This is a genomic window from Lactobacillus sp. XV13L (genome assembly GCF_059900875.1).
The window spans coordinates 174,600-196,056 of sequence record NZ_JBWXGD010000001.1 but is presented as its reverse complement, the minus strand read 5'-3'; the positions used below and the strand labels follow the sequence as shown (position 1 = coordinate 196,056).

Below are 21,457 nucleotides of genomic sequence, written 5' to 3'. Positions count from 1 at the left end.
AAAAGTAAAAAAACGGTATCATTAACTCAAGATGTCAATTGATCATCGATTGCAAGCAAAAATCATTGTTGACGTAAAAGGAGATTCACTATGACAAAAGAAGAATACCGAATTGAAAGCGATACGATCGGCCCCGTTAAGATTCCCAAGGATGCTCTGTGGGGTCCACAAACGGAAAGAAGCCGCAACAACTTTCCCAGCGGCGAATTGATGCCGCTGGCGATTATCAGGGCCTTCCTGCAGCTGAAGAAGGCAGCGGCCGAATCAAACGTCGAGGTGGGCGACGAACCAGAAGAAAAGGGGCGTGCGATTGAGGATGCAATCGACCAGCTTTTGAAGCTGAGCGACAAAGAACTGCGTCGTGATTTTCCCCTGCACGTTCTGCAAACCGGTTCAGGCACCCAGAGCAACATGAATGTCAACGAGGTAGTCGCAAACCTGGCCAATAAGCTGCACCCGGGTCTCAACGTTTTGCCCAACGATGACGTCAACCGGGGCCAATCCTCAAACGACACGTACCCGACTGTCATGAACATTGTGGCGGTTGAAGCACTCGACAAACTGGAACCGGCCGTTCAGCACCTGATCGATGAACTAAAGGTCAAGCAGGACCAATACTGGCGGACCGTTAAGGTGGGACGGACGCACCTGCAGGATGCGACGCCGATTACTTTTGGCCAGGAAATTTCCGGCTACATCTCCGCGTTGAAGCATGACCTTTCCTATCTCAAGCAGCTGAAACCAACTCTGTACGAGCTGGCTATCGGTGGTACTGCCGTCGGTACCGGTCTTAACGCGGCACCGGGCATGACGGAAAAAATCGCCGGCAAGCTCTCCCTCATTTATGGTCACGAGTTCCAGGTTAAAACGAACAAGTTCTGGGGCTTGGCCCACCATTCTGGGCTTGACGTGGTCCACGGCGCACTGAAGACCCTGGCTGCAGACATGTTCAAGATTGCCCAGGATATTCGTTTCCTGGCCTCGGGTCCGCGTGCCGGCTACCACGAACTGAACATTCCGGCTAACGAACCCGGTTCTTCCATCATGCCGGGCAAGGTCAACCCGACCCAGGCGGAAGCCGTAACCATGGCGGCGGCCAAGGTCTTTGGCAACGACACAACGATCACCTTCACCGCCTCGCAGGGCAACTTTGAGATGAACGTGTTTAAGACGGTCATGATTTCTGCGTTCCTGGATTCGTGCACGATTTTGACGGGGACAATTACCGGTTTTGCTGATAAAATGATTGCAGGGTTAACGGTTGACTCAGAAAAAATGAACGATCTTTTGAATGATTCGTTGATGACTGTGACCGCACTTTCACCGCACATTGGCTACCATGATGCCGCCAAAATTGCCCAGGCTGCCGATAAGGAGGGCACAACGCTGAAGGAGGCGGCTCTAAAGAGCGGCAAGGTAACCGCAAAGCAGTACGACGAGTGGATGGATTACATGCAGATGACCAACGTTGACCGTACAGAACCGGAAGAATAGAAATAGGAGAGAATTAACTGATGGCAAAATTTGTCTTTACGCCGAATAAGGGTTCGGAGATTGAAAGTAGTTACGATGCTGTAATTGTCGGTGCTGGTGGTGCCGGCCTGACCGCAGCCATTCAGGCAAACGAGTTGGGGCTCAAGGTTGCCGTTTTTGAAAAAAACAAGGAACTCGGCGGCAATACCAACCGCGCATCGTCCGGCATGAACGCATCAGAAAGCCTGGTGCAGCTAAAAGAGGGCATCATTGACGATAAGGAGAGCTTCTATAAGGAAACGCTGCAGGGCGGCGGCCTCATGAATGACCGCGAACTGCTGCGCTACTTCGTTGATCATTCTGCGCTTGCCGTCGACTGGCTGGCCGACCACGGGATTGAATTGACCAACCTGACCATTACGGGTGGGATGAGCAAGAAGCGCGCCCACCGCCCGGCATCGATGGCACCGGTCGGTAATTACCTGGTAACCGGGGCGCTGCAGCAGGTGCAGGAGGAAAATATTCCGGTTTTCAACGAGTGCAAGGTAACCAAGCTGATTCAAGGTGCCGACCAGAGGGTAACCGGGGTCGAAGTTGAATCTGCCGCGGGCGTTAAAAGGATAGCGACCAAAGCAGTGCTGCTTGCCACCGGCGGCTTTGGTTCTTCAAAGGAACTGATCAAGAAGTACCGGCCGGACCTGGCAGACTACAAGACCACCAACCAGCCGGGCGCAACCGGCGATGGGCTCAAGCTGGCCAGTCAGATTGATGCACAGCTTGAGCAGATGGACTTCATCCAGGTGCACCCGACGGCCCAGACGGATACGGACCACGTCTACCTCATCGGTGAGGGCCTGCGTGGAGAGGGCGCCATCCTGGTCAATAAGGCGGGCAAGCGTTTTGTGAATGAGATGGGCACGCGCAAAATTGTTTCCGGTGCGATTAACGACCTGCACGAAAATGGTGCCTACCTGATTTTTGACCAGGGCATCCGTGCAAACTTTACTGCAGTTGAGTTTTACGACCACGTTGGCTTGGTTAAGCACGGTGATTCCATTGAAGACCTCGCCCGGACGCTGGGCGTTGACGGGGAAAACCTGAACGCGACGGTGAAGACCTGGAACGCTGCTGTAAAAAGCAAAAATGACGGCGAATTTGACCGCACAACGGGGATGGACCGCGAAATTGCACAGGGCCCCTTCTTCGCCATTCACATCAATCCGGCGATCCACTACACGATGGGGGGAATTCACATCAACCCCAAGACCGAGGTCCTGGACACTGACGGCAAGGTCATTAAGGGACTGTATGCGGCCGGTGAGGTTTCTGGCGGCTTGCACGGAAATAACCGCATCGGCGGCAACTCGATTGCCGAGACGGTTGTCTTTGGTCGCCAGGCCGGTATTCAGATGACGGCTTTTATTCGCGCGCTTAACGCTTAGCATGGCATTTAACTTTTGAAAAAAACGCATGGACAGCAGATCCATGCGTTTTTCTTTGTCTAAATACAAGTGCTTTTTGCAAAGTAAGAGTAGCTTTTAACTTTTAAAATTTTAAAAAATAAAATATTTATTTTAAATATTGCAAAAAAGTAGAATAAATTTTATAATTACTTGTGTAAAGAATTACAAATTATCAAAATTTTAGGGAGGAATTTAAATTATGAATAGAAAAGTATTGCTTGTCGGCGACGGTGCTGTTGGATCAACCTTCGCCAACGATCTCCTGATGCGGACACGGGTTGATGAACTGATTATCGCCGACGTGGTCAAGCAGCGTCCGGTAGGTGATTCAATGGACCTGGAAGACATCACGCCGTTTGCTGGCGAATGCAACATTCACCCGGGCGAATATGCTGATGCTAAAGACGCCGACGTGGTTGTCATCACGGCGGGCGTTCCGCGCAAGCCCGGCGAGACCAGACTGGACCTGGTCAACAAGAACGTCGGGATTTTGAAGAGCATCGTGCAGCCGGTTGTTGATTCGGGCTTTGACGGGATCTTCGTCGTTTCTGCCAACCCGGTGGACATCCTGACCACTTTGACGCAAAAATTATCGGGCTTTCCTAAGAACAAGGTAATTGGCACGGGCACCTCGCTTGATTCGGCCCGTCTCCAGGTTGAGTTGGCCCACAAGCTGCAGGTTCCCGTTGCGTCCGTCAACTCGATGGTTCTGGGCGAGCACGGCGACACTTCCTTTGAAAACTTCGACGAATCGACCGTTGCGGGCAAGGCACTGCACGCCTACGATGCAATTAATGATGAGGTTTTAAGCGAGATTGAAGCCGATATCCGCCAAAAGGGCGGCAGGATTATCGAAAACAAGGGCGCAACCTTCTATGGTATTGCAATGATGCTAAGCCAAATCGTGAGCGCAATTTTGGACAATCGTTCGGTGGTTCTGCCGCTATCCGCACCGATTGCCGGCGAGTACGGCATTAAGCACGACTTGTACCTGGGAACGCCTACGGCAATCGATGGCACGGGCATCAGCCACGTTATTGAGGCCCACTTGTCAGAAAATGAAATAGAAAAAATGCACAATTCTGCAGACAAGATGCAGGAAGTTATCGCGGATATTAATTTAGACTAAAAAGAAGGCAATAGGATATGCAAGTTGGTAAGCGAATCTATTTAAAAAGGAATATTCCAGAACAAAAGGTTATGGACGCGTACAGGGAACTGCCCGCGTCCAATATCGCTGACTGTATGCATAGGACAGGGGCGATGGCCACGCGCATCAAGCTGATGTCGAAGCCGCAAAGAGAAATGAGCGGCCCCGCCTTCACGGTTCATAATCGGCCCGGTGACAACCTGACAATCTATGCGGCCCTAAAATACTGTCACGCGGGCGACGTCATTGTGATTGACAACGCGGGCGACAATACGCGTGCGGTTATTGGCGAGGTAATGCTGACTTGGCTCCGTGACCAGAGGCACGTGGCCGGTGTGGTGGTTGACGGACCAATGCGGGATATCGACAGTCTGCAGGACTGGGATCTTCCCATCTACGCCGTTTCAACCACGCCAAACGGTCCGTACAAAGAGGGCCCGGGTGAACTCAACGTGCCTGTTTCCTGCGGCGGAATTACCGTCAACCCCGGCGACCTCATTGTGGGCGATGCCGACGGTGTTGTCCGGGTTGCCCGTGAACAAGCAGCCGCTCTTTTGCCCACTGTACAGGAATATAACATTGCGGATAACGCCAAGGCAGCCAGTTTTCACGATGGCACCGGCAATATTGATTGGGTTGATGCCGCACTTAAGGAGAAGGACTACAACATAATTGACGATTTTTATCGTCTGAATGACTAGGGGTGCAATTATGAAGAAGTTGGAAAAGGTAAATTATCGGGGCTTTATCCTCCCCGTGCTTATCGGTCTGGTACTATGGTGCATCACGCCGTGGCGGCCCGCCGGGCTATCTGCCCCGGCCTGGGAAATGTTTGCGATATTTGTTGCAACAATTGTCGGCTGCATTACCAAGCCGCTGCCAATCGGCGGTACCACGCTAATCGGCTTGATAACGACGGTTTTGGTTGGCCTGGCGCCCATTAAGGACGAGGTCAACCCCAAAACTGGCGCAGTAACGTCAGGCATTCTGAGTGCATTTAGCAACTCAGCGGCTTGGCTGATTGCGATGGCCTTTATTATGGCTTACGGCATCAGCAAGACCGGCTTGGGCAACCGGATTGCCTACTGGATGATTAGACGGTTTGGCAAGCGGTCGATGGGCATCGGTTATGCGCTCACCGGCTTAGAACTGATTTTGGGCGCTTTGATTCCATCAAACAGTGCGCGAACAGGCGGGGTTGTGTGGCCAATCACGGAATCAATTGCACATGACTATGACTCCCTGCCAAATGATCCATCACGCAAGAAGATTGGTGCTTATTTAAGTTTTATTGCTTTCCACGCCAACATCCTCTCGACGGCCCTGTTTATTACTGGTGCTGCCCCCAACATGGTGGCCTCACAAATGGCGGCGCAAAAAGGGTATACGATGAGCTGGATCAGCTGGTTTTCAGCCGCGATAGTGCCTGTGCTGGTTGCTACGATTGTGATTCCGCTGGTTATTTATAAGCTCTTTCCGCCTGAAATTAAGGAAACGCCCAATGCGCGGAAGTGGGCCGACGACCAGCTGAATGCGATGGGTCCGGTGACCAAGCCCGAAAAAATCATGGCGATCGTCTTCCTGTTTGCAATCATTCTCTGGGTGCTTTCCGGGGTCATCAAGATTCCGCAACTTGATTCGACCTTTGTTGCCTTTTTGGCAGTGGGCTTATTGTTATTGACCGGCGTTTTGACAATGCAGGATGCGCTCAAGCAAACGGGGGCGTGGAATATTTTGATCTGGCTCTCCATTCTGGTGTTCATGGCCGGAAAACTGCTTTCGTTTGGTTTTATTGACTGGTTCTCTAAGTCGATTCAAAGCGGTCTGCATGGAATCAGCTGGGAAATCGTCCTGCTCGTGCTGGTGGTCCTCATGTTTTACACGCACTACTTCTTCGCGAGCGGCACGGCCCACATGACGGCCTTGTACCTGCCATTCTTGTCGGTCGCAGTTGCTACGGGTGCACCGCTTGCTTTAGCCGCAATGCTCCTGGCCTTTACCGGCGCCGTCAACGCCTCTACCACGCACTATGCCAACGGTCCGGCTTCAATTCTCGCTACTACCGGCTACATCAAGCAGGGTGAATGGTGGAAATTAAACTTTATCTTGGGCATTATTTACCTCCTGATTTTTGGCATAATCGGAAGTTTGTGGATGAAAGTCATTGGCATGTGGTAAATGATTCACCAAGCTGATTTCATAGCTAATGACGGCGTAAGGCTGCATTATTACGATACTCAGTCCGCAAAGCAGCCCCTGGTCATGCTTCCCGGCATCGGCAGTTCCGCCCAGCTGTGGAGAAAAAGCATCGCGCTTTTCAGTAGCAAATTCCGTGTTGTGGTGCTTGATCCGCGCAACCAAGGGCGCTCGGAACGCACGTATAAGGGCCAGCGCATTAGCAGGCATGCGGCTGATCTTGAGCAAGTTATGCAAAGACTGAAATTGACCAACGCAATCGGCATTGGCAATTCAATGGGTGCCGCCAATTTATGGGCGTACCTTTCCCTTTACGGTGCAGACCGTTTTCAGGCTCTGGTTGACCTAGACCAGCCACCGAAGATGGTTGCAGACCAAACGTGGCCGTTTGGGTTTAAGGATTTGACCTGGGCGAATTTTCCGGATTACCTCAAGTTCGACTTGGGAAACGGCATGTATGCCCATATTGATGACGAAATGTTTAAACGGGCCAAAGAGGAAGCACGCAAGTACCCGTATTCGCCTGAAGGCAACTACCTCTGCCGGGTCAACCACGCGGCGCAGGATTGGCGGGATGTTTTAGTCGATTTGAAGATTCCCATGCTGGTCTTAGCGGGAGAAAATTCCCCTTTCTTTGATTATCATTTTGCTTTTGCAATGAGCAAACTAAATCCGAAAATCAAGGCAAGAATCATCCCGCACTGCGGGCACTTGGTGCAGGCGGAACAGCCCCAAATCATGCATGATGAAGTGATGAGCTTTTTTGCCGCACTTCCACCGGCTTAACTCAGAAAGGATGTGACCAAATGGATAAAGTTGTCGACCTTTATTTAGGTAATACCCTAACACGAAAGAAGTGGCATGATTTTCTGCTTGACCTGGGCATTGCAAATTTTAGCCCGCGCGAAGTCGATGCAATCGACCATACGCTAGGCCTAATTGATGATAGTGGCAAGCTGGTTGCAACTGGCAGCATTGCCGGCAACGTCTTTAAGTACATCGCGGTTTGCAATCAGGGGGCGGTGCCCGGTGCGCGCTTCAACCAAATAGTGACGGCCCTGCAGCAGTACCTGTTTGGTCAAAAGATTTTCCACCACTTTGTCTTTACTAAGCCCCAGTATGCCGCCAGCTTTAGTCACCTGGGCTTCACCGTGCTAGCCCAGACCAGCGACGCGGCCTTTCTGGAAGCTGGCAGCCCCAACGTGAACGATTTTTTGGCATCCGTGCCCCAAGTCGAGGACCAGGAAAATAAGAAGGTGGCTGCAATCGTCATGAACGCCAACCCGTTTACCCTGGGGCACCGGCGCCTGGTTGAACTGGCTAGCCGGGAAAACGACCTGCTGTATGTCTTTGTCGTGGCAACCGACGCCTCGCTCTTCAAGACGAGCGAACGGATGCAGCTGGTTCAGGCCGGAACCGCCGACCTGAAGAATGTGGCAGTGGTCAACGGCGGCGACTACATGGTTTCGCAGTCGACCTTTCCGGCCTACTTCCTGAAGTCGCCCGATGACCTAATCAAGACGCAGACCGAGGTGGATGCACGCGTCTTTAAAAACTTCATTGCACCTGCTTTAGCAATCAAGCGGCGTTATGTGGGGACAGAACCATTTTCACGAACAACTAATTTCTATAACCAAAGTCTGGTTAACACGTTAAGTCCCGCAATCGCCGTCCAAATTGTTGAACGCTTCGGCAATGATGGCCAAGTAATCACGGCTACGCGCGTCCGGCAGCTGCTCAAAGAAGACAACCTGACGGCAATAAGACCGCTAGTGCCGCTTGCCACCATGCAGTTTATAATAGATAACAAGCAAAAGTTGCAAGAACGAATCAAGGAAGGAATGAATATTAATGGAAATTAAAACTATTGGTGTCGCAGGCACCCTGGAATCATCCGATATCCAGGTCATGATCTCAAAGGGAACCGAGGGAATTCAGATTGACCTGGACTCTGAGGTTGCCAAGGCCTACGGTGAGCAAATCAAAAAGGTCATTGCCACTACGCTGGGCAACTTTGGCATCAAGGATGCTAACGTCAAGGCCACCGATAAGGGTGCGCTTGACTGCGTCATTGCCGCACGCAGCTTGGCTGCTGCCCAGAGGGCTACTGGAACTGAAAATGAACCAAAATTGGAGGTACTGCAATAAATGACTTACGTAAAAAATCGTCTGCGGCGGACAATGATGTTTGTTCCCGGCAATAACCCCGCGATGATTAAGGATGCCGGGATATACGGTGCAGATTCAATCATGCTTGACTTAGAAGACGCGGTTTCGCTGACCGAAAAGGATGCGGCAAGGCTGCTCGTTTATAACGCAATCAAAACAGTGGACTTCGGCGGAGCAGAAATCGTGGTGCGCATCAACGGCCAGGACACGCCCTTTTATGATGAGGACGTCAAGGCAATGGTGAAGGCGGGCGTCGACGTTATCCGCCTGCCCAAGACCGAGTCGGCCGCGATGATTGCAAAGCTGGTCAAAGACATGGAAAAAGCCGAGGAAGAATACGGCGTAGAAAAAGGCTCAATTGGGGTGATGGCTGCCATTGAAAGTGCCAAGGGTGTTTTAAACGCGCCTGAAATTGCCACGGCCAGTTCGCTCATGATGGGCTTAGCCGTGTCCGGTGAGGACTATACCGCCGACATGCATACCCACCGCTACCCCGATGGCCGTGAACTGGAATTTGCGCGCAACATGGTTTTGCAGGCGGCCCGGGCAGCCGATGTATACGCGTTTGACACGGTCTTTTCTAACATGAACGACACCGACGGCTTCTACCGTGAGACCCGCTACATCCACGAATTGGGCTACGATGGCAAGTCGCTGCTCAACCCGCGGCAAATCCCGATGGTCAACGAGGTCTTCAACCCGACAAAGGAGGAGATTGAGGACGCCGCGGCCGTGCAGAATGCCATTCGTGAAGCCAAGGCCAAGGGCTCTGGCGTTATCTCGATGAACGGCAAGATGGTCGACAAGCCGGTCGTTGAAAAGGCCGACCGCGTCATTGAAACCGCGAAAGCTTCAAACCTGATTGATGAGGAGGGCAATTACATTGGAAAATAACGTAAACCGCACATTACGGGAAGAGTTAATGTCAAAGATGGGTCTTAGACCCTTTAAAAGCGTGGATGTAGGGCAGCCAGTGGCTCAACGGGTGGCCCCTAAGGTTTCCGTAACAACCGGTGAAAACAAGGTGGTTGACTCCTTAGAAGATGTCATTAAGAAAACCCTGAAGGATGGAATGACGATTTCGTTTCACCACCACTTCAGAAACGGCGACTTTGCCTTTAACAAGGTAATGGACCTAATCATCAAGCTAGGCTATAAAAATTTGACCCTTGCGCCCTCCTCGCTGACCGGCGTCATGAACGACAAGGTGATTGAGGCGATTAAGAAGGGGGTCGTGACCAATATTACCTCATCCGGAATGCGGGGCAGCCTGGGCGACTTTGTTTCCCACGGTGGACTCGAGCAGCCGGTGATTTTCCGTTCTCACGGCAACCGTGCGCGGTCAATTGAGGAAGGCGAAATCAAAATTGATGTTGCCTTCCTGGGTGTGCCGGTAGCGGATCCGGCCGGAAATGCAAACGGTCAAGACGGTGAGGCCGTATTCGGCTCACTGGGCTATGCTTTAATCGATGCCCAGTATGCGGACAAGGTTGTCCTGTTGACTGATAATATTGTCGACTATCCTAATACGCCGGCTTCAATCAAGCAAACCCAGGTGGACTACGTTGTAAAAGTTGACCGCATTGGGGATTCAGACAAGATTGGCTCCGGTGCCACTCGTTTTACCAAGGATCCTAAGGAATTGAAGATTGCCCAGATGGTCAATCAGGTGATCACCAACTCGCCTTATTACAAGGAGGGCTTCTCCTTCCAGACCGGTTCCGGTGGCGCAGCACTTGCGGTAACCCGCTACTTGCGGCAATCCATGCTTGACGATGGAATAACTGCATCGTTTGCCCTGGGTGGAATTACCAAGCCTACAACCGATCTGCTTGAAGAGGGCCTGGTAAAGAAGATTATGGACGTGCAGGACTTCGATAAGGGTGCGGCTTCTTCCATGGCCAAGAACAAGGACCAACAGGAGATCGACGCGTCCTGGTATGCGGACCCGCATAACAAGGGTGCCGTTGTGAACAAGCTGGACGTTGCGATTCTCTCGGCCCTCCAAATTGATACTAACTTCAACGTTAACGTCATGACGGGCTCCGATGGCATCATTAGGGGCGCAATCGGTGGGCACCAGGATGCCGCTTCTGCAAAGATGACGATTATTACCGCACCCCTTGTGCGCGGGCGCAATGCGACGGTTGTTCCGGCCGTTGAAACGGTTGTGACGCCGGGTGCTTCCGTCGACGTTTTGGTTACTGAACGCGGGATTGCAATCAATCCTGACCGCCCCGATCTGCTTGCGGCCTTCAGCAAGATTCCTGATTTGAAGATTGTTGACATTAAAGAGCTGCAAAAGATGGCAGAAGAGCAAGTTGGCGTGCCAAAGCCGCTAGAATATACAGACCGCACGGTGGCACTAATCCAATACCGTGATGGTACGATTATTGACACAATCAAAGAGGTTAAAGACTAGCGCGAAATAAAAAAATTATGCAAAAAAGCGTGAAAATAAGTTTAAGACTTGTTTTCACGCTTTTTAGTCAGCATAATTTAAGGGAAAGGATGATTTGATGGTTAAATCAATTTTTACAGAGGGCAAGAGAGTCGGAATCGATGCGGTACTGGCTGACAAGGACGAACGCGTCAGAAAACAGCGGCAGCTTTTCCAGACTTTTCCCGGTGCAGTGCTTTTAGACGTCAAGCTGAATGTTCCCGGACCGGTTAAAAACAACCGCTTCATCGGGCGCCTGTTTGCCGCCGGTGCCGCCGACTTAGAAGGCATGCTCAAAAAGGGGGGCATGGCTTTTGACGTGGCCGAGAGCTGGGACCGGCCGACCGGCTGCGAGAAATTTTACGTGCTCAAAGAAAACAGCAGGCGGGTCAAGGAACTCGCGATGTCCTTTGAGGATTCTACGGTCTGGGGCCGCCTGTTTGACGCCGACGTCTTGGTGCAGAAAAATAAGCAGGCCATCTCCCGCAAGGAGCTCAATCTTCCCTTGCGCAAATGCTTTTTGTGTGAACGCGCGGCCAAGGATTGTGCCCGCTCGCGCCGCCATTCGGTCGCGCAGCTGCAGGACTACATCAGCGCCCTGTACGCCCAAAACTTTAAGTAGTGCTTAGAGCATCTTGTTCTTGCGCAGGACTTGCTCGGCAATGCCGCTGGTGGTTATCAGGTGCGTAACGACGCCGCTTCTGAGCGCGCCGAGCAGGGCCTCTTCCTTGAAGCGGTTTTTAACGATTACGAAGCGGTCGGGGATGCGCATCACGTCGTCCATGCTGATGCCGCAGATGTGGGGCTCGATCGGTTTATAGAAGTTGCCCTTAATGTCGTAGGGCCGGCCAAAAATAATGCCGGCAATTTGGCTGCCGTCAACGTCGGATAGCAGCTTGTCTGCGTAGTGATCCATGAAGAACTGCCCCGATTCGAGCGCCTGCGCCGTACCGAGGCTGGCAAAGACCAGGTCGATTTGGGAAAAGTACTTTGCGATGTATTCGTAGTAGGGTTCGCTCTTGACGTCTTCAACCAGCTGCGGGTTGATTGCATACAGCGGGGCCGGAAAGGTCAGACACTTGGCGTTAAATTTATCCGCGGCGTGTTGGGTAAGCTGCTTTTTGCGCTTATTGGCGTTGACCGCCTGCCCGACCAGCTGAACGAAGGTCAGATTGTCACGGTTGGTGACGGAAAAATTGTCGATGATGTCGCGCAGCAGGGTGCCCCAGGTTAAGCCAATCACGTGCGCGGATTTGGCGTAGTTTTGAATCTGCTTGGCCGCGTAATTAACAATCATCTCGTTGTCCTGGTTTTTAGTTTCCAGGTCTTCCAGGATGTAGACGTCCTTGAGCTTAAAAAGCCGCTGCATCTCCTGCTCCAGCTTTTGCGCCCGTTTGGGACTCTGGTAGATGCTGATCTTGACGATTCCCTTGTTCCGGGCCTCCTCGATTGCCTTGGTAATGAGGTAGCGCGAAAGGTTATATTTCTTGGAAATGTCAGCAATATTGAGGTTGCTGAGGAAGTAGTCGTGAGCAATGTTGGCCAGTTGCTCGTCCGTTAATAATGTCATTGTTTTTGTCCTTATCTTTTCGTATACCCCAAATTATATCCTAAAATTATTCTTTAGTTTATAATTAAAGCAATACTCGACGGTGGTGCCGCTTTTTCAAAAAAATGCACGCTTGGTTCTGGCAGATGGGCGGACACAAGCGCACGTTTTCAAGTCCTATTCAAGCAAATCGCAGAAGTGGCCTGCGGTAACCTTCTGCAGGTCGCTTGGTGCTAAAAAGACGCTGCGACCAACCTTGCCGCTGGAAACGGCGATTTTGCGCTCCTCCTTCATGCTGGCGTCGAGGTAGATGGGGAAGCGGTGCTTAAAGTAGATCCCAATCGGCGTGTTGGCGCCGTGAACGTAGCCCGTGGTTTTTTCAAGATCCTTTAACGGTAGCATCTCACACTTCTTGTTGCCGGAATTTTGGGCTAGCTTTTTCATGCTGAGGTGCTCGGTAACGGGAATAACGCCGACCAGTACGCCGGTTTTGTTGCCCGTGCAGACGAGGGTTTTGTAGACCAAACGCTGATTCTCGTTTAAAATAGACGTATCCATCTGGGCAACTCCGCCGGCATCCTCATGGGTGGCGAACTGGGCGGATTCGTAAGAAATCTTGTCACGGTCCAGAATCTTTTCCACCAACGTTTTTTCAATGCGATTTTTCTTTTTTGACATATTATCACCTCCTTTCAATGATAGCATTTGATAAAAGAAAAACAAAAGGGGTCAAAACAATGAAATTATTAATTATCAAAATTGCAACCAGTCAGGAAGCAGAAGATGCGCTCAGCGTGTACAGCCAGGACGTCCTGCACTGCCGCGGCGTCGAATCCAGAGCGCGCAGCGACTTTGAACAGGCCGGCTGGAAACACGATTCGACCGTTGTCGACCTCGACGAGATTGCGGACCTGCCGGAAGACCTGGAATTTTTGGCATACTTCGATGAAGACGTCGACCGTGAACGGATTATGCACGATTACCGCGGCAAGCTGCAGGAATTGAAAAGTTTGGGCTTGGATATTGGGGCAGCGCGTGTGAGCGCTTCCTACATTGAGGACAAGGACTGGAACACGGTCTGGCAAAAGTTTTACCACGTGGTCAACTTTTCTCGCCACCTCGCGGTTGTACCGCAATGGGAGGATTACCGTCCTGCTTTTCCCGATCAGCAGCTGATTAGACTCGATTCAGGACTTGCGTTTGGCACAGGCAATCACAAAACGACCCAGCTGGCAATGATGGGGCTTGAGCGCGTCTTGGTCAAGCCCCAGAGCGTTGTTGACGTGGGCACCGGCTCGGGCATCCTGGCCATCGCCGCCGCACTCCTGGGCGCCCGTTTTGTTTTGGCCACCGATATTTCAAGCGAGGCCATCACGGCTGCCCGTGAAAATGCTGCCCTTAATGGGTTGACCAGCATTAAAATTGCAAAAACCAGCCTGTTAAAGGATGTTGCGGGCAAATTCGACGTGATTGTTGCCAACATTTTAGCGGAAATTCTGCTCGACTTGATCCCGCAGCTGGATGAACACCTGAACGAGGGGGGACAGGTAATTTTTTCCGGGATTGACTACCTTCAAGCGGACAAAATCAAGCGTGCCCTGGACCAAAATGGCTTTAAGATTGCCCTTGCCATGAGGCAGGAGCGGTGGGTCGGACTAGTAATTGAGCGCCGGCCCCGCTGAGAAGAGTTATAATATAAAACTAAGTAAGGAATTAACAAATTGATTGATAAACTTAAACAAATACCATTCATTCGAAAGCTGAATCGCTACCGGCCGATGCCCGTAATCTGGTGGAGCATCCTGGTTGTTGTTTTGCCGTTAATCTTTAGTTTGCTGCAGGTGCTGACCATCTGGCGGGTGGGGCTCTTATTTGTCATATTTAATAGTGCGGTAAGCTACCACGTGGGTAATTTGATTAAGTCAATCAACCTGAAGCGCCCCTGGCTGTTTTTTTTGCCGGCAAGTTTTTGTCTGCTGGTTTTGCTTAAATACGCTGACTACAACCTGCTTTTTGGGTTAATTTACCTTATTTTTGAAATTTTTGGCTTGATGGACAAGCAGATATACAACTAGAAGGGTCGGTTTAGATGTCGAAGTACAAAGAAATGACGTATGAGCAGGTGATTGCAGCCTGCAGGAAGTACATGAATGATGACCAGATTGCGTTTGTCGAAAAAGCGTACACGTTTGCCCAAAAGGCACACGAAGGCCAGCAGCGCGCCTCAGGCCAACCCTATATCGTCCACCCCACCCAGGTTGCGGGCACGCTGGCCAGCCTGCACCTAGACCCTGACACAATCGCCGCCGGCTTTTTGCATGATACGGTCGAGGATACGCCCGTAACCAACGAGGACATTAAGGAAAAATTCGGCAAGGACGTTGCCTTTATCGTTGACGGCGTCACCAAGTTGAACAAGTACGAATATAAGTCCCACCAGGAATTTTTGGCGGAAAATCACCGCAAAATGCTGATTGCAATGGCCAAAGACATCCGGGTGATCATGGTCAAATTGGCCGACCGCCTGCACAACATGCACACGCTGGAGCACCTGCGTCCAGACAAGCAGCGGCGGATTGCATCGGAAACGATGGACATCTATGCACCGCTGGCCGACCGGCTCGGTATCGGGACAATCAAGTGGGAACTAGAGGACATGAGCTTTCACTACCTGAACCCCAAGTCCTACTACCGCATCGTCAACCTGATGAGCGTTAAACGCAGCGAGCGCGAGCAGTTCATCCAGGATGCGATTAAGACGTTAAGGGCCAGTCTGGACAGCTTGAGTATCAAGTATGAGATATACGGGCGGCCCAAGCACATCTACTCCATTTACAAGAAAATGGTCAACAAGCATAAAGACTTCAACGAGATCTACGACCTGCTGGCCGTGCGGGTGATTGTTAAGACCGTCAAGGACTGCTATGCGGTGTTGGGCGCCGTCCACACTAAGTGGAAGCCGATGCCTGGCCGCTTCAAGGACTACATTGCTGTCCCGAAGGTCAACGGCTACCAGTCGCTGCACACAACAATTATCGGTCCCGGCGGGCGGCCCCTTGAGATTCAGATCAGGACCGAAGAGATGCACGAGGTTGCCGAATACGGTGTTGCGGCCCACTGGGCCTACAAGCAAGGCAATTTTTCCGGGGTAGCACCGTCCAGTGCGAATGAAAAACTCGACATGGTGCGCGAAATCCTTGAATTAAAGGATGAGACCCAAGATGCCGGCGAGTTCATGAAAAACGTTAAGAGCGAGATCTTTTCCGACCGCGTCTACGTCTTCACGCCCAAGGGTGAAGTGTACGAATTGCCCAAGGGCTCGGTCACACTTGACTTTGCCTACGAGATTCACACGCAGGTCGGCAGCCACGCGGTGGGGGCCAAGGTCAACGGCAAGCTGGTCCCGCTCGATTATAAATTGAAAAACGGCGACGTGATCGACATCATGACCCAGTCGAATGCGAGCCCCTCGCGCGACTGGGTCGACATGGTCAAGACCTCGCGTGCGCGCAACAAGATTCGGCGCTACTTCAGGGGACTGGACCGCAGCCGCAGCATTGAGCAGGGCGAACAGATGGTTGCCGACAAGCTGCGCGATCAGGACCTGTTGCCCAAGGAGTTTATGGATAAGGACCACGTCGAAAAGGTCCTGGACCAGTTAAACTACCACACGGCGGATGAGATGTATGCTGCTGTGGGCTTTGGCGACCTGTCTGCCACCAGCATCGTGAACAGGCTGACGAGTGACCTGCGGCGTGCGGACGAAAAGAAAAAACAGCAGCAGCTTGAAGAAGAAATCCTCAATTCGGGCCAAAAGGCCGCCTCTGCCGCCCCAGACCATAAAAGCACGACGTCAGCCATGAAGATTAAGCACAAAAATGGCGTAATGATTCAGGGCATCAGTGATTTGATGCTTCACCTGGCCAAGTGCTGCAACCCGGTCCCGGGCGATGACATTGTCGGCTACGTGACCAAGGGCCGCGGCGTCACGATCCACCGGGCGGACTGCCGCAATATTACTGGCAGCGACGCCAGCCAGGGACGCCTGATTGAGGTGGAATGGGAAAACGTCGGTGAAAGCAGTGGCCAGACCTTTAACGCCAACATTGAGGTCTTCGGCTACAACCGCAGCCGCCTCTTGAGCGACGTCTTGACCAAGCTGAATTCGCTCACGCCCAACATTAACAACCTTTCCGGCAAGGTCAACGAGGAGAACATCGCCCACATCTACGCAACGGTTGCGGTCAACAATTCGGCCCAGCTTGACAGCATTCTGTCTAAATTGCGGGACATTCCCGATGTTTATGAAACACGGAGGGCAGACAACTGATGCGCGTAGTAATTCAACGGGTCAACTGGGCCCGGGTAACAATTGCCGGTGAAACAGTCGGCCAGATTGACAGGGGCCTCCTTCTTTTGGTCGGTTTAAAAGAGGGCGATGATCTCGACCAGGTCAAGAAGGCGGCGTCCAAAATTGCCAAGATGCGTATTTTTGAAGATGAAGACGGCAAAACCAACCTGGCAATCAGGGATGTCGGCGGTCAGATTCTGAGCGTCAGCCAGTTTACCCTGCTGGCCGAAACCAAAAAGGGCAACCGGCCCAGCTTCACCAGGGCGATGCGTCCGCCTGAGTCAGAAGAGCTCTGGCTGACCTTTAACCATGAGCTGCGACAGACCGGTCTCACGGTTGAAACCGGCAGGTTTGGCGCCGACATGCAGGTCAGTTTAGAAAACGACGGGCCGTTCACCATCGTGCTCGACCAATAATTTTGGCTTGTAAAGGCCTTCACCGGTTGACTTTTGGTCCCTAAAAATATAAGCTAAAAAAGAATTATCAATGACAAAGACTGAAGATGGGCATTTTGTTTCAGAGACCGTTCGTTTTGCTGCAAGAACGGATAAAAGGCTGTCTGTGACCCTTTAACAGGTAATAATCGTTTCGCAAGCGTTACTTGCAGCAGGCAAAAGGTGGTACCGTGCTAATTCAGAGCGCCCTTGATTTTTTCAAGGGTGCTTTTTAAGTGTAGAAGGATGAAAAAATGAGAGTGCAAAAACTAAAAGGAACAGTTGATATCCTACCGGAACAATCAAGCGCGTGGGAAAACGTTGAGCAGGTGGTGCGCAGCTTTTTGCAGCGGGCCAACTACCGGGAAATGCGGACGCCGACGTTTGAGCGTTACGAGGTCTTTTCCCGCTCCAGCGGTGAGACCTCGGACGTGGTTGAAAAGGAGATGTACGACTTTAAGGACAAGGGCGGCCGCCACATTGCCCTGCGGCCCGAAGGAACCGCGGGCGTCGTGCGGGCTTACGTGGAAGATAAGCTGTATGCCCCAGAAAGGGTGAAGCCCCTCAACGTATACTACATCCAGTCCACGTTCCGCTACGAGCGGCCCCAGGCCGGCCGGCAGCGTGAGTTTCACCAGATTGGGATAGAGAGCTTCGGTGCCAGCAACCCGCTGTCTGATGTTGAAACCATCATGTTGGGCCATGATCTGCTAGCAGAGCTGGGCGTCCAAAATTACGAGCTCCACATCAATACGTTGGGCAGCGCCCAGGTACGCCAAGACTACCACGATGCGCTGGTCAATTACTTCACGCCGCTCAAGGACCAGTTATCGGAAGACTCCAAGCGGCGCCTGGAAAAGAACCCGCTGCGGATTTTGGATTCCAAGGACGAGCGCGACAAGCAGTTCCTGCCGGGTGCGCCTAAGATTATTGACTACCTGGACGAGGAGTCCCGAACCAACTTTGAGCAAATTACGGGGATGCTTGACCGCCTTCAGATTGACTATGTCGTTGACGATGACCTGGTGCGCGGTCTGGACTACTACTCGGGCATCATCTTCGAATTCATGGTTGATGACAAGAACCTGTGGGAGTCGGCCACGACTATCCTGGGCGGCGGCCGCTATGATAACCTGGTTGAGGAATTTGACGGGCCGCACACCCCAGCCGTGGGCTTTGGCATCGGTGAGGAGCGGCTCATGCTAGTTTTGCAGCAGCAGAACCCGCAGCTGTTTACTGACCAGGGCATCGACTTCTTCATCACCAATATTGGCGAGGGGACGGCTGAAAGGGCGGTTGAAATTGCGCGCAGCCTGCGCCAGCAAGGCTATAGCGCCCAGTATGACGTCGAGCAGAAGAAGCTCAAGGCCCAGTTTAAAAAGGCCAATCGTGCGCACGCCAAGTACGTGATTACCTTGGGGTCCAAGGAGTTGGCAAACGGCACCTTAAACGTCAAGCGTCTGCTAGACGGCAAGACCATTGACCTTAATTTGGCCGATATTGATAAAATGGCAAAAGTGATGGAACAATTGAAGGATTAAAAATGGAAAAAAGAACTGACTATTGCGGCAACATAACCGCCGACTACATTGACCAAGAAGTGAACCTGTACGGTTGGGTTCAACGCATTCGCAACCTAGGGAATTTGTTGTTTATCGACTTGCGTGACCGCGAAGGCATCGTGCAAGTTGTGGTCAACCACGATTCGGGCGCGGAACTGATGGCTGCGGCTGAAGCGCTCGGCAGTGAATACGTCATCCAGGTCAAGGGCAAGGTGGTCAAGCGGTCCAGCGTTAACCCGGAAATGAAGACCGGGGAGGTTGAGGTGGACGCCAGTGCCATCATCGTTCTCAACGAGGCGCAGAACCCACCGTTTGAAGTCAAGGATGATGCGGAAGTGGGCGAGCAGCTGCGGCTGAAGTACCGCTACCTGGACCTGCGCCGCCCTGGCCTGCAACAGGCAATTATTCTGCGGTCTAAGATTTTGCGTGCAACCCACGAATTTTTTGATGAAAATGGTTTTGTGGACATTGAGACGCCTATTTTGGGCAAATCTTCGCCCGAAGGCGCGCGGGACTACCTGGTACCGTCAAGGATCTATCCGGGCAGCTTTTACGCCCTCCCGCAATCGCCCCAACTCTTCAAGCAGTTGCTCATGGGGGCAGGCTTTGACAAGTACTACCAGCTGGCCAGGTGTTTCCGCGACGAAGATCTGCGCGGCGACCGGCAGCCGGAGTTTACCCAGATCGACATGGAGACGTCCTTCACGGATGAACAGCAGGTGCAGGATTACACCGAAGGCCTCTTGAAGAAAATCATGAAGGACGTCATGGGCATTGACCTGAAGACTCCGATTGACCGTATTTCGTGGACCGATGCGATGAACCGCTACGGAACGGACAAGCCCGACACCCGCTTTGGCATGCTGATCCACGACCTGAGCCCAATTTTTAAGGACAGTGACTTCAAGGTCTTTAGCGGGGCAATCAGCGACGGTGGTTTTGTCAAGGGCCTGGCCGTCAAGAATGGTGCCAAGGCATACTCGCGCAAGCAAATTGAGAAGAAGCAAGACTACATCAAGCGCTACCACGCCAAGGGCCTGGCCTGGGCCAAATACGAGGACGGGGAATTTTCTGGTCCGGTTGCACGCTTTTTGACAGACGAGAATAAATCAGCGTTAATAAAGGAATTCGCCCTTGCTGGCGGCGAGCTGCTTGTATTTGTGGCCGACAAGTGGAAAGTTTGCTGCGATTCGCTTGATCACCTGCGCCGCGAGTTTGCCAAGGAGACCGGTATCATTCCTAAGCACGTCTTCGACTTTGTCTGGGTGGTGGACTGGCCGCTGTTTGAATATGATGAGGGTTTCGGCCGCTGGATTGCCGCACACCACCCGTTCACGATGCCGGATGACGAGGGCATTGAGCTGCTTGAAACCGACCCCCACAAGGCACATGCACGCAGCTACGACATCGTCATGAACGGCGATGAGCTCGGGGGCGGCTCCATCCGTATCCACAAGCGGTCAATTCAGGAAAAAATGCTCAAGGCCCTCGGCTTTTCCAAAAAGCGGGCCTACGAGCAGTTCGGCTACCTGCTTGAGGCCCTGGACATGGGCTTTCCGCCACACGCGGGTCTGGCCATCGGGCTGGATCGCTTTGCGATGCTGCTGGCAGAAAAGGACAACATCCGGGACGTTCTGGCCTTCCCGAAGAACGCCAATGCGTCTGAACCAATGATGCACGCGCCGGCCCCGGTCGCAAAGCAGCAGCTGGATGACCTGGGCATTGCGGTTGAAGACAAGTACCAGGAAAGCGTCGCCAAGACGGGAAAGACGCTTGAGCAGCAGGCGGGCGAAAACTATCCGGCCAAGACGGCGTGGGATGAAGACTAAGTAATTAAATAATTGGTTAATATAAGAAACGTGGAGTTTGCACTTCACGTTTCTTATTTGTCTCTTTTGCAAATCCCGGTGCAAGAGTTTGATAGAATTTTTGATTAAGCACCAGACTGATGCTCTTTTTAAGTACAGCTTTTGGTTCTTCTAGTTTGACGCAGGCTAAGATTTTACGAGACAAGACATATCATGATTACGGAATATACCGTAAACTTTATTCTGCAACGGCAACAATCACTAAATTGTCGCTTAAACAAAAAAATTTATTTTTTTGGTCTGAAGTATATGCTATAAGCATAATTATTTCAAAATACACTGAGGAATTCAATCATGAAGCAAAAATATCACCGGGCCTTCGGCTGTTACGGCATAATCGGCACGCAAAACGGCCTGGTCGTCATTAAAAACTAGGTGGACCCTACGTTAACCGCTTTGACCTGCCGGGCGGCAGTCTGGAAGACGGAGAGGGGCTGGAACATTGCGCTATGCGCGAGGTTAACGAGGAAACGGGCCTGACGGTTTTCGCAATGCAGCAGATCGGCGTCATGTCGTTTCGCTATCCCTGGGACTACGAGGATTGGCACTACAACCAGCACATCTGCGTTTTCTACAGGATTGAAAAGGCAAGCGGCCACCTGCAGTCCAGCGTGGCCCAGTTCGACGGCCAGGACGCGCTCGGTGCCGTCAAGGTGCCCCTTGGCGAACTGAGCATCGCGAACTCCTCGCCCCTGGTTCTAAAGGCCAAGGAGTACCTGCAGGATCCAGAGCACTTCACGCTCAGCGACCAGACCTTTGCCCAGTGGCAAGTATTGGACAAGCCTGTTTTTTAGGCGACATA

At 52.1% G+C, this 21,457-nt stretch carries 19 protein-coding genes and 1 pseudogene; 18 read left to right on the top strand and 2 right to left on the bottom strand.

Annotation, left to right across the window (positions count from 1 at the left end; genetic code table 11):
• Positions 1 to 90: 90 nt before the first annotated feature.
• The 11 genes from AC2JF6_RS00940 (at position 91) to citX (ending at position 11,513) form a co-directional block, all read left to right on the top strand.
• The gene (locus AC2JF6_RS00940; protein ID WP_500728869.1) at positions 91 to 1,494 is read left to right on the top strand and encodes a class II fumarate hydratase; all 1,404 of its coding nucleotides are present in this window, start codon (positions 91 to 93) and stop codon (positions 1,492 to 1,494) included.
• Between the two features lie 20 nt (positions 1,495 to 1,514).
• A complete protein-coding gene (locus AC2JF6_RS00935; protein WP_500728868.1) occupies positions 1,515 to 2,915 on the top strand; it encodes a flavocytochrome c in 1,401 nt (466 codons plus the stop codon).
• A 220-nt stretch (positions 2,916 to 3,135) separates the two neighbouring features.
• Entirely contained in the window at positions 3,136 to 4,065 is a 930-nt protein-coding gene (locus tag AC2JF6_RS00930; protein ID WP_500728867.1) for an L-lactate dehydrogenase, read from the top strand.
• 17 nt (positions 4,066 to 4,082) lie between these two features.
• The gene (locus tag AC2JF6_RS00925; protein WP_500728866.1) at positions 4,083 to 4,787 is read left to right on the top strand and encodes an RraA family protein; all 705 of its coding nucleotides are present in this window, start codon (positions 4,083 to 4,085) and stop codon (positions 4,785 to 4,787) included.
• Between the two features lie 10 nt (positions 4,788 to 4,797).
• A complete protein-coding gene (locus tag AC2JF6_RS00920; protein ID WP_500728865.1) occupies positions 4,798 to 6,264 on the top strand; it encodes a DASS family sodium-coupled anion symporter in 1,467 nt (488 codons plus the stop codon).
• Positions 6,265 to 7,068, top strand: coding sequence for an alpha/beta fold hydrolase (locus AC2JF6_RS00915; RefSeq protein WP_500728864.1), 804 nt, complete (start codon positions 6,265 to 6,267; stop codon positions 7,066 to 7,068). It begins immediately after the preceding gene.
• A gap of 20 nt (positions 7,069 to 7,088) precedes the next feature.
• On the top strand, positions 7,089 to 8,144 hold the full coding sequence (gene citC, locus AC2JF6_RS00910; RefSeq protein ID WP_500728863.1) for a [citrate (pro-3S)-lyase] ligase: 1,056 nt from the start codon (positions 7,089 to 7,091) through the stop codon (positions 8,142 to 8,144).
• Complete coding sequence (gene citD, locus AC2JF6_RS00905) at positions 8,134 to 8,430, top strand: citrate lyase acyl carrier protein (RefSeq protein WP_500728862.1); 297 nt, start codon at positions 8,134 to 8,136, stop codon at positions 8,428 to 8,430. Before citC ends, citD begins: the two co-directional genes overlap by 11 nt.
• The gene (gene citE, locus AC2JF6_RS00900) at positions 8,431 to 9,345 is read left to right on the top strand and encodes a citrate (pro-3S)-lyase subunit beta (RefSeq protein WP_500728861.1); all 915 of its coding nucleotides are present in this window, start codon (positions 8,431 to 8,433) and stop codon (positions 9,343 to 9,345) included.
• Positions 9,335 to 10,873: a citrate lyase subunit alpha gene (gene citF / locus AC2JF6_RS00895; protein WP_500728860.1), complete on the top strand. Its 1,539-nt coding sequence runs from the start codon at positions 9,335 to 9,337 to the stop codon at positions 10,871 to 10,873. Before citE ends, citF begins: the two co-directional genes overlap by 11 nt.
• Before the next feature lie 97 nt (positions 10,874 to 10,970).
• Positions 10,971 to 11,513 (top strand): citrate lyase holo-[acyl-carrier protein] synthase, encoded by a 543-nt coding sequence (gene citX, locus AC2JF6_RS00890; RefSeq protein ID WP_500728859.1) that lies wholly within the window; start codon positions 10,971 to 10,973, stop codon positions 11,511 to 11,513.
• Positions 11,514 to 11,516: 3 nt separating this feature from the next.
• Here the strand turns inward: citX and AC2JF6_RS00885 are convergent, their stop codons facing one another.
• Both AC2JF6_RS00885 and ybaK read right to left on the bottom strand, forming a co-directional pair.
• Complete coding sequence (locus AC2JF6_RS00885) at positions 11,517 to 12,461, bottom strand: sugar-binding transcriptional regulator (RefSeq protein ID WP_500728858.1); 945 nt, start codon at positions 12,459 to 12,461, stop codon at positions 11,517 to 11,519.
• Between the two features lie 156 nt (positions 12,462 to 12,617).
• The gene (gene ybaK, locus AC2JF6_RS00880; RefSeq protein WP_500728857.1) at positions 12,618 to 13,118 is read right to left on the bottom strand and encodes a Cys-tRNA(Pro) deacylase; all 501 of its coding nucleotides are present in this window, start codon (positions 13,116 to 13,118) and stop codon (positions 12,618 to 12,620) included.
• Between the two features lie 59 nt (positions 13,119 to 13,177).
• Here ybaK and prmA point away from each other — a divergent pair, with 59 nt between their 5' ends.
• The 7 genes and pseudogenes from prmA to AC2JF6_RS00845 all read left to right on the top strand — a co-directional run bounded on the left by prmA (position 13,178) and on the right by AC2JF6_RS00845 (position 21,449).
• Complete coding sequence (gene prmA, locus AC2JF6_RS00875; protein ID WP_500728856.1) at positions 13,178 to 14,122, top strand: 50S ribosomal protein L11 methyltransferase; 945 nt, start codon at positions 13,178 to 13,180, stop codon at positions 14,120 to 14,122.
• Between the two features lie 30 nt (positions 14,123 to 14,152).
• Positions 14,153 to 14,515: a hypothetical protein gene (locus tag AC2JF6_RS00870; protein WP_500729092.1), complete on the top strand. Its 363-nt coding sequence runs from the start codon at positions 14,153 to 14,155 to the stop codon at positions 14,513 to 14,515.
• Positions 14,516 to 14,529: 14 nt separating this feature from the next.
• The gene (locus tag AC2JF6_RS00865) at positions 14,530 to 16,770 is read left to right on the top strand and encodes a RelA/SpoT family protein (RefSeq protein WP_500728855.1); all 2,241 of its coding nucleotides are present in this window, start codon (positions 14,530 to 14,532) and stop codon (positions 16,768 to 16,770) included.
• Positions 16,770 to 17,207, top strand: coding sequence for a D-aminoacyl-tRNA deacylase (dtd, locus tag AC2JF6_RS00860; RefSeq protein WP_500728854.1), 438 nt, complete (start codon positions 16,770 to 16,772; stop codon positions 17,205 to 17,207). The genes AC2JF6_RS00865 and dtd overlap by 1 nt, the downstream gene beginning before the upstream one ends.
• A gap of 272 nt (positions 17,208 to 17,479) precedes the next feature.
• Entirely contained in the window at positions 17,480 to 18,766 is a 1,287-nt protein-coding gene (hisS, locus tag AC2JF6_RS00855) for a histidine--tRNA ligase (RefSeq protein ID WP_500728853.1), read from the top strand.
• A gap of 2 nt (positions 18,767 to 18,768) precedes the next feature.
• Positions 18,769 to 20,616, top strand: coding sequence for an aspartate--tRNA ligase (aspS, locus tag AC2JF6_RS00850; protein ID WP_500728852.1), 1,848 nt, complete (start codon positions 18,769 to 18,771; stop codon positions 20,614 to 20,616).
• 333 nt (positions 20,617 to 20,949) lie between these two features.
• A pseudogene (locus tag AC2JF6_RS00845) lies at positions 20,950 to 21,449 on the top strand (NUDIX hydrolase).
• Positions 21,450 to 21,457: the final 8 nt, after the last annotated feature.

Bases quoted from the DNA above. Each gene is read 5' to 3' on its own strand.
- AC2JF6_RS00865 (WP_500728855.1), top strand. From the start codon at position 14,530: ATGTCGAAGTACAAAGAAATGACGTATGAGCAGGTGATTGCAGCCTGC.
- citX (WP_500728859.1), top strand. From the start codon at position 10,971: ATGGTTAAATCAATTTTTACAGAGGGCAAGAGAGTCGGAATCGATGCG.
- citE (WP_500728861.1), top strand. From the start codon at position 8,431: ATGACTTACGTAAAAAATCGTCTGCGGCGGACAATGATGTTTGTTCCC.
- AC2JF6_RS00920 (WP_500728865.1), top strand. From the start codon at position 4,798: ATGAAGAAGTTGGAAAAGGTAAATTATCGGGGCTTTATCCTCCCCGTG.
- AC2JF6_RS00925 (WP_500728866.1), top strand. From the start codon at position 4,083: ATGCAAGTTGGTAAGCGAATCTATTTAAAAAGGAATATTCCAGAACAA.
- AC2JF6_RS00915 (WP_500728864.1), top strand. From the start codon at position 6,265: ATGATTCACCAAGCTGATTTCATAGCTAATGACGGCGTAAGGCTGCAT.
- ybaK (WP_500728857.1), bottom strand. From the start codon at position 13,118: ATGTCAAAAAAGAAAAATCGCATTGAAAAAACGTTGGTGGAAAAGATT.
- citD (WP_500728862.1), top strand. From the start codon at position 8,134: ATGGAAATTAAAACTATTGGTGTCGCAGGCACCCTGGAATCATCCGAT.
- citC (WP_500728863.1), top strand. From the start codon at position 7,089: ATGGATAAAGTTGTCGACCTTTATTTAGGTAATACCCTAACACGAAAG.
- hisS (WP_500728853.1), top strand. From the start codon at position 17,480: ATGAGAGTGCAAAAACTAAAAGGAACAGTTGATATCCTACCGGAACAA.
- AC2JF6_RS00885 (WP_500728858.1), bottom strand. From the start codon at position 12,461: ATGACATTATTAACGGACGAGCAACTGGCCAACATTGCTCACGACTAC.
- AC2JF6_RS00940 (WP_500728869.1), top strand. From the start codon at position 91: ATGACAAAAGAAGAATACCGAATTGAAAGCGATACGATCGGCCCCGTT.
- AC2JF6_RS00935 (WP_500728868.1), top strand. From the start codon at position 1,515: ATGGCAAAATTTGTCTTTACGCCGAATAAGGGTTCGGAGATTGAAAGT.
- prmA (WP_500728856.1), top strand. From the start codon at position 13,178: ATGAAATTATTAATTATCAAAATTGCAACCAGTCAGGAAGCAGAAGAT.
- dtd (WP_500728854.1), top strand. From the start codon at position 16,770: ATGCGCGTAGTAATTCAACGGGTCAACTGGGCCCGGGTAACAATTGCC.
- AC2JF6_RS00930 (WP_500728867.1), top strand. From the start codon at position 3,136: ATGAATAGAAAAGTATTGCTTGTCGGCGACGGTGCTGTTGGATCAACC.
- aspS (WP_500728852.1), top strand. From the start codon at position 18,769: ATGGAAAAAAGAACTGACTATTGCGGCAACATAACCGCCGACTACATT.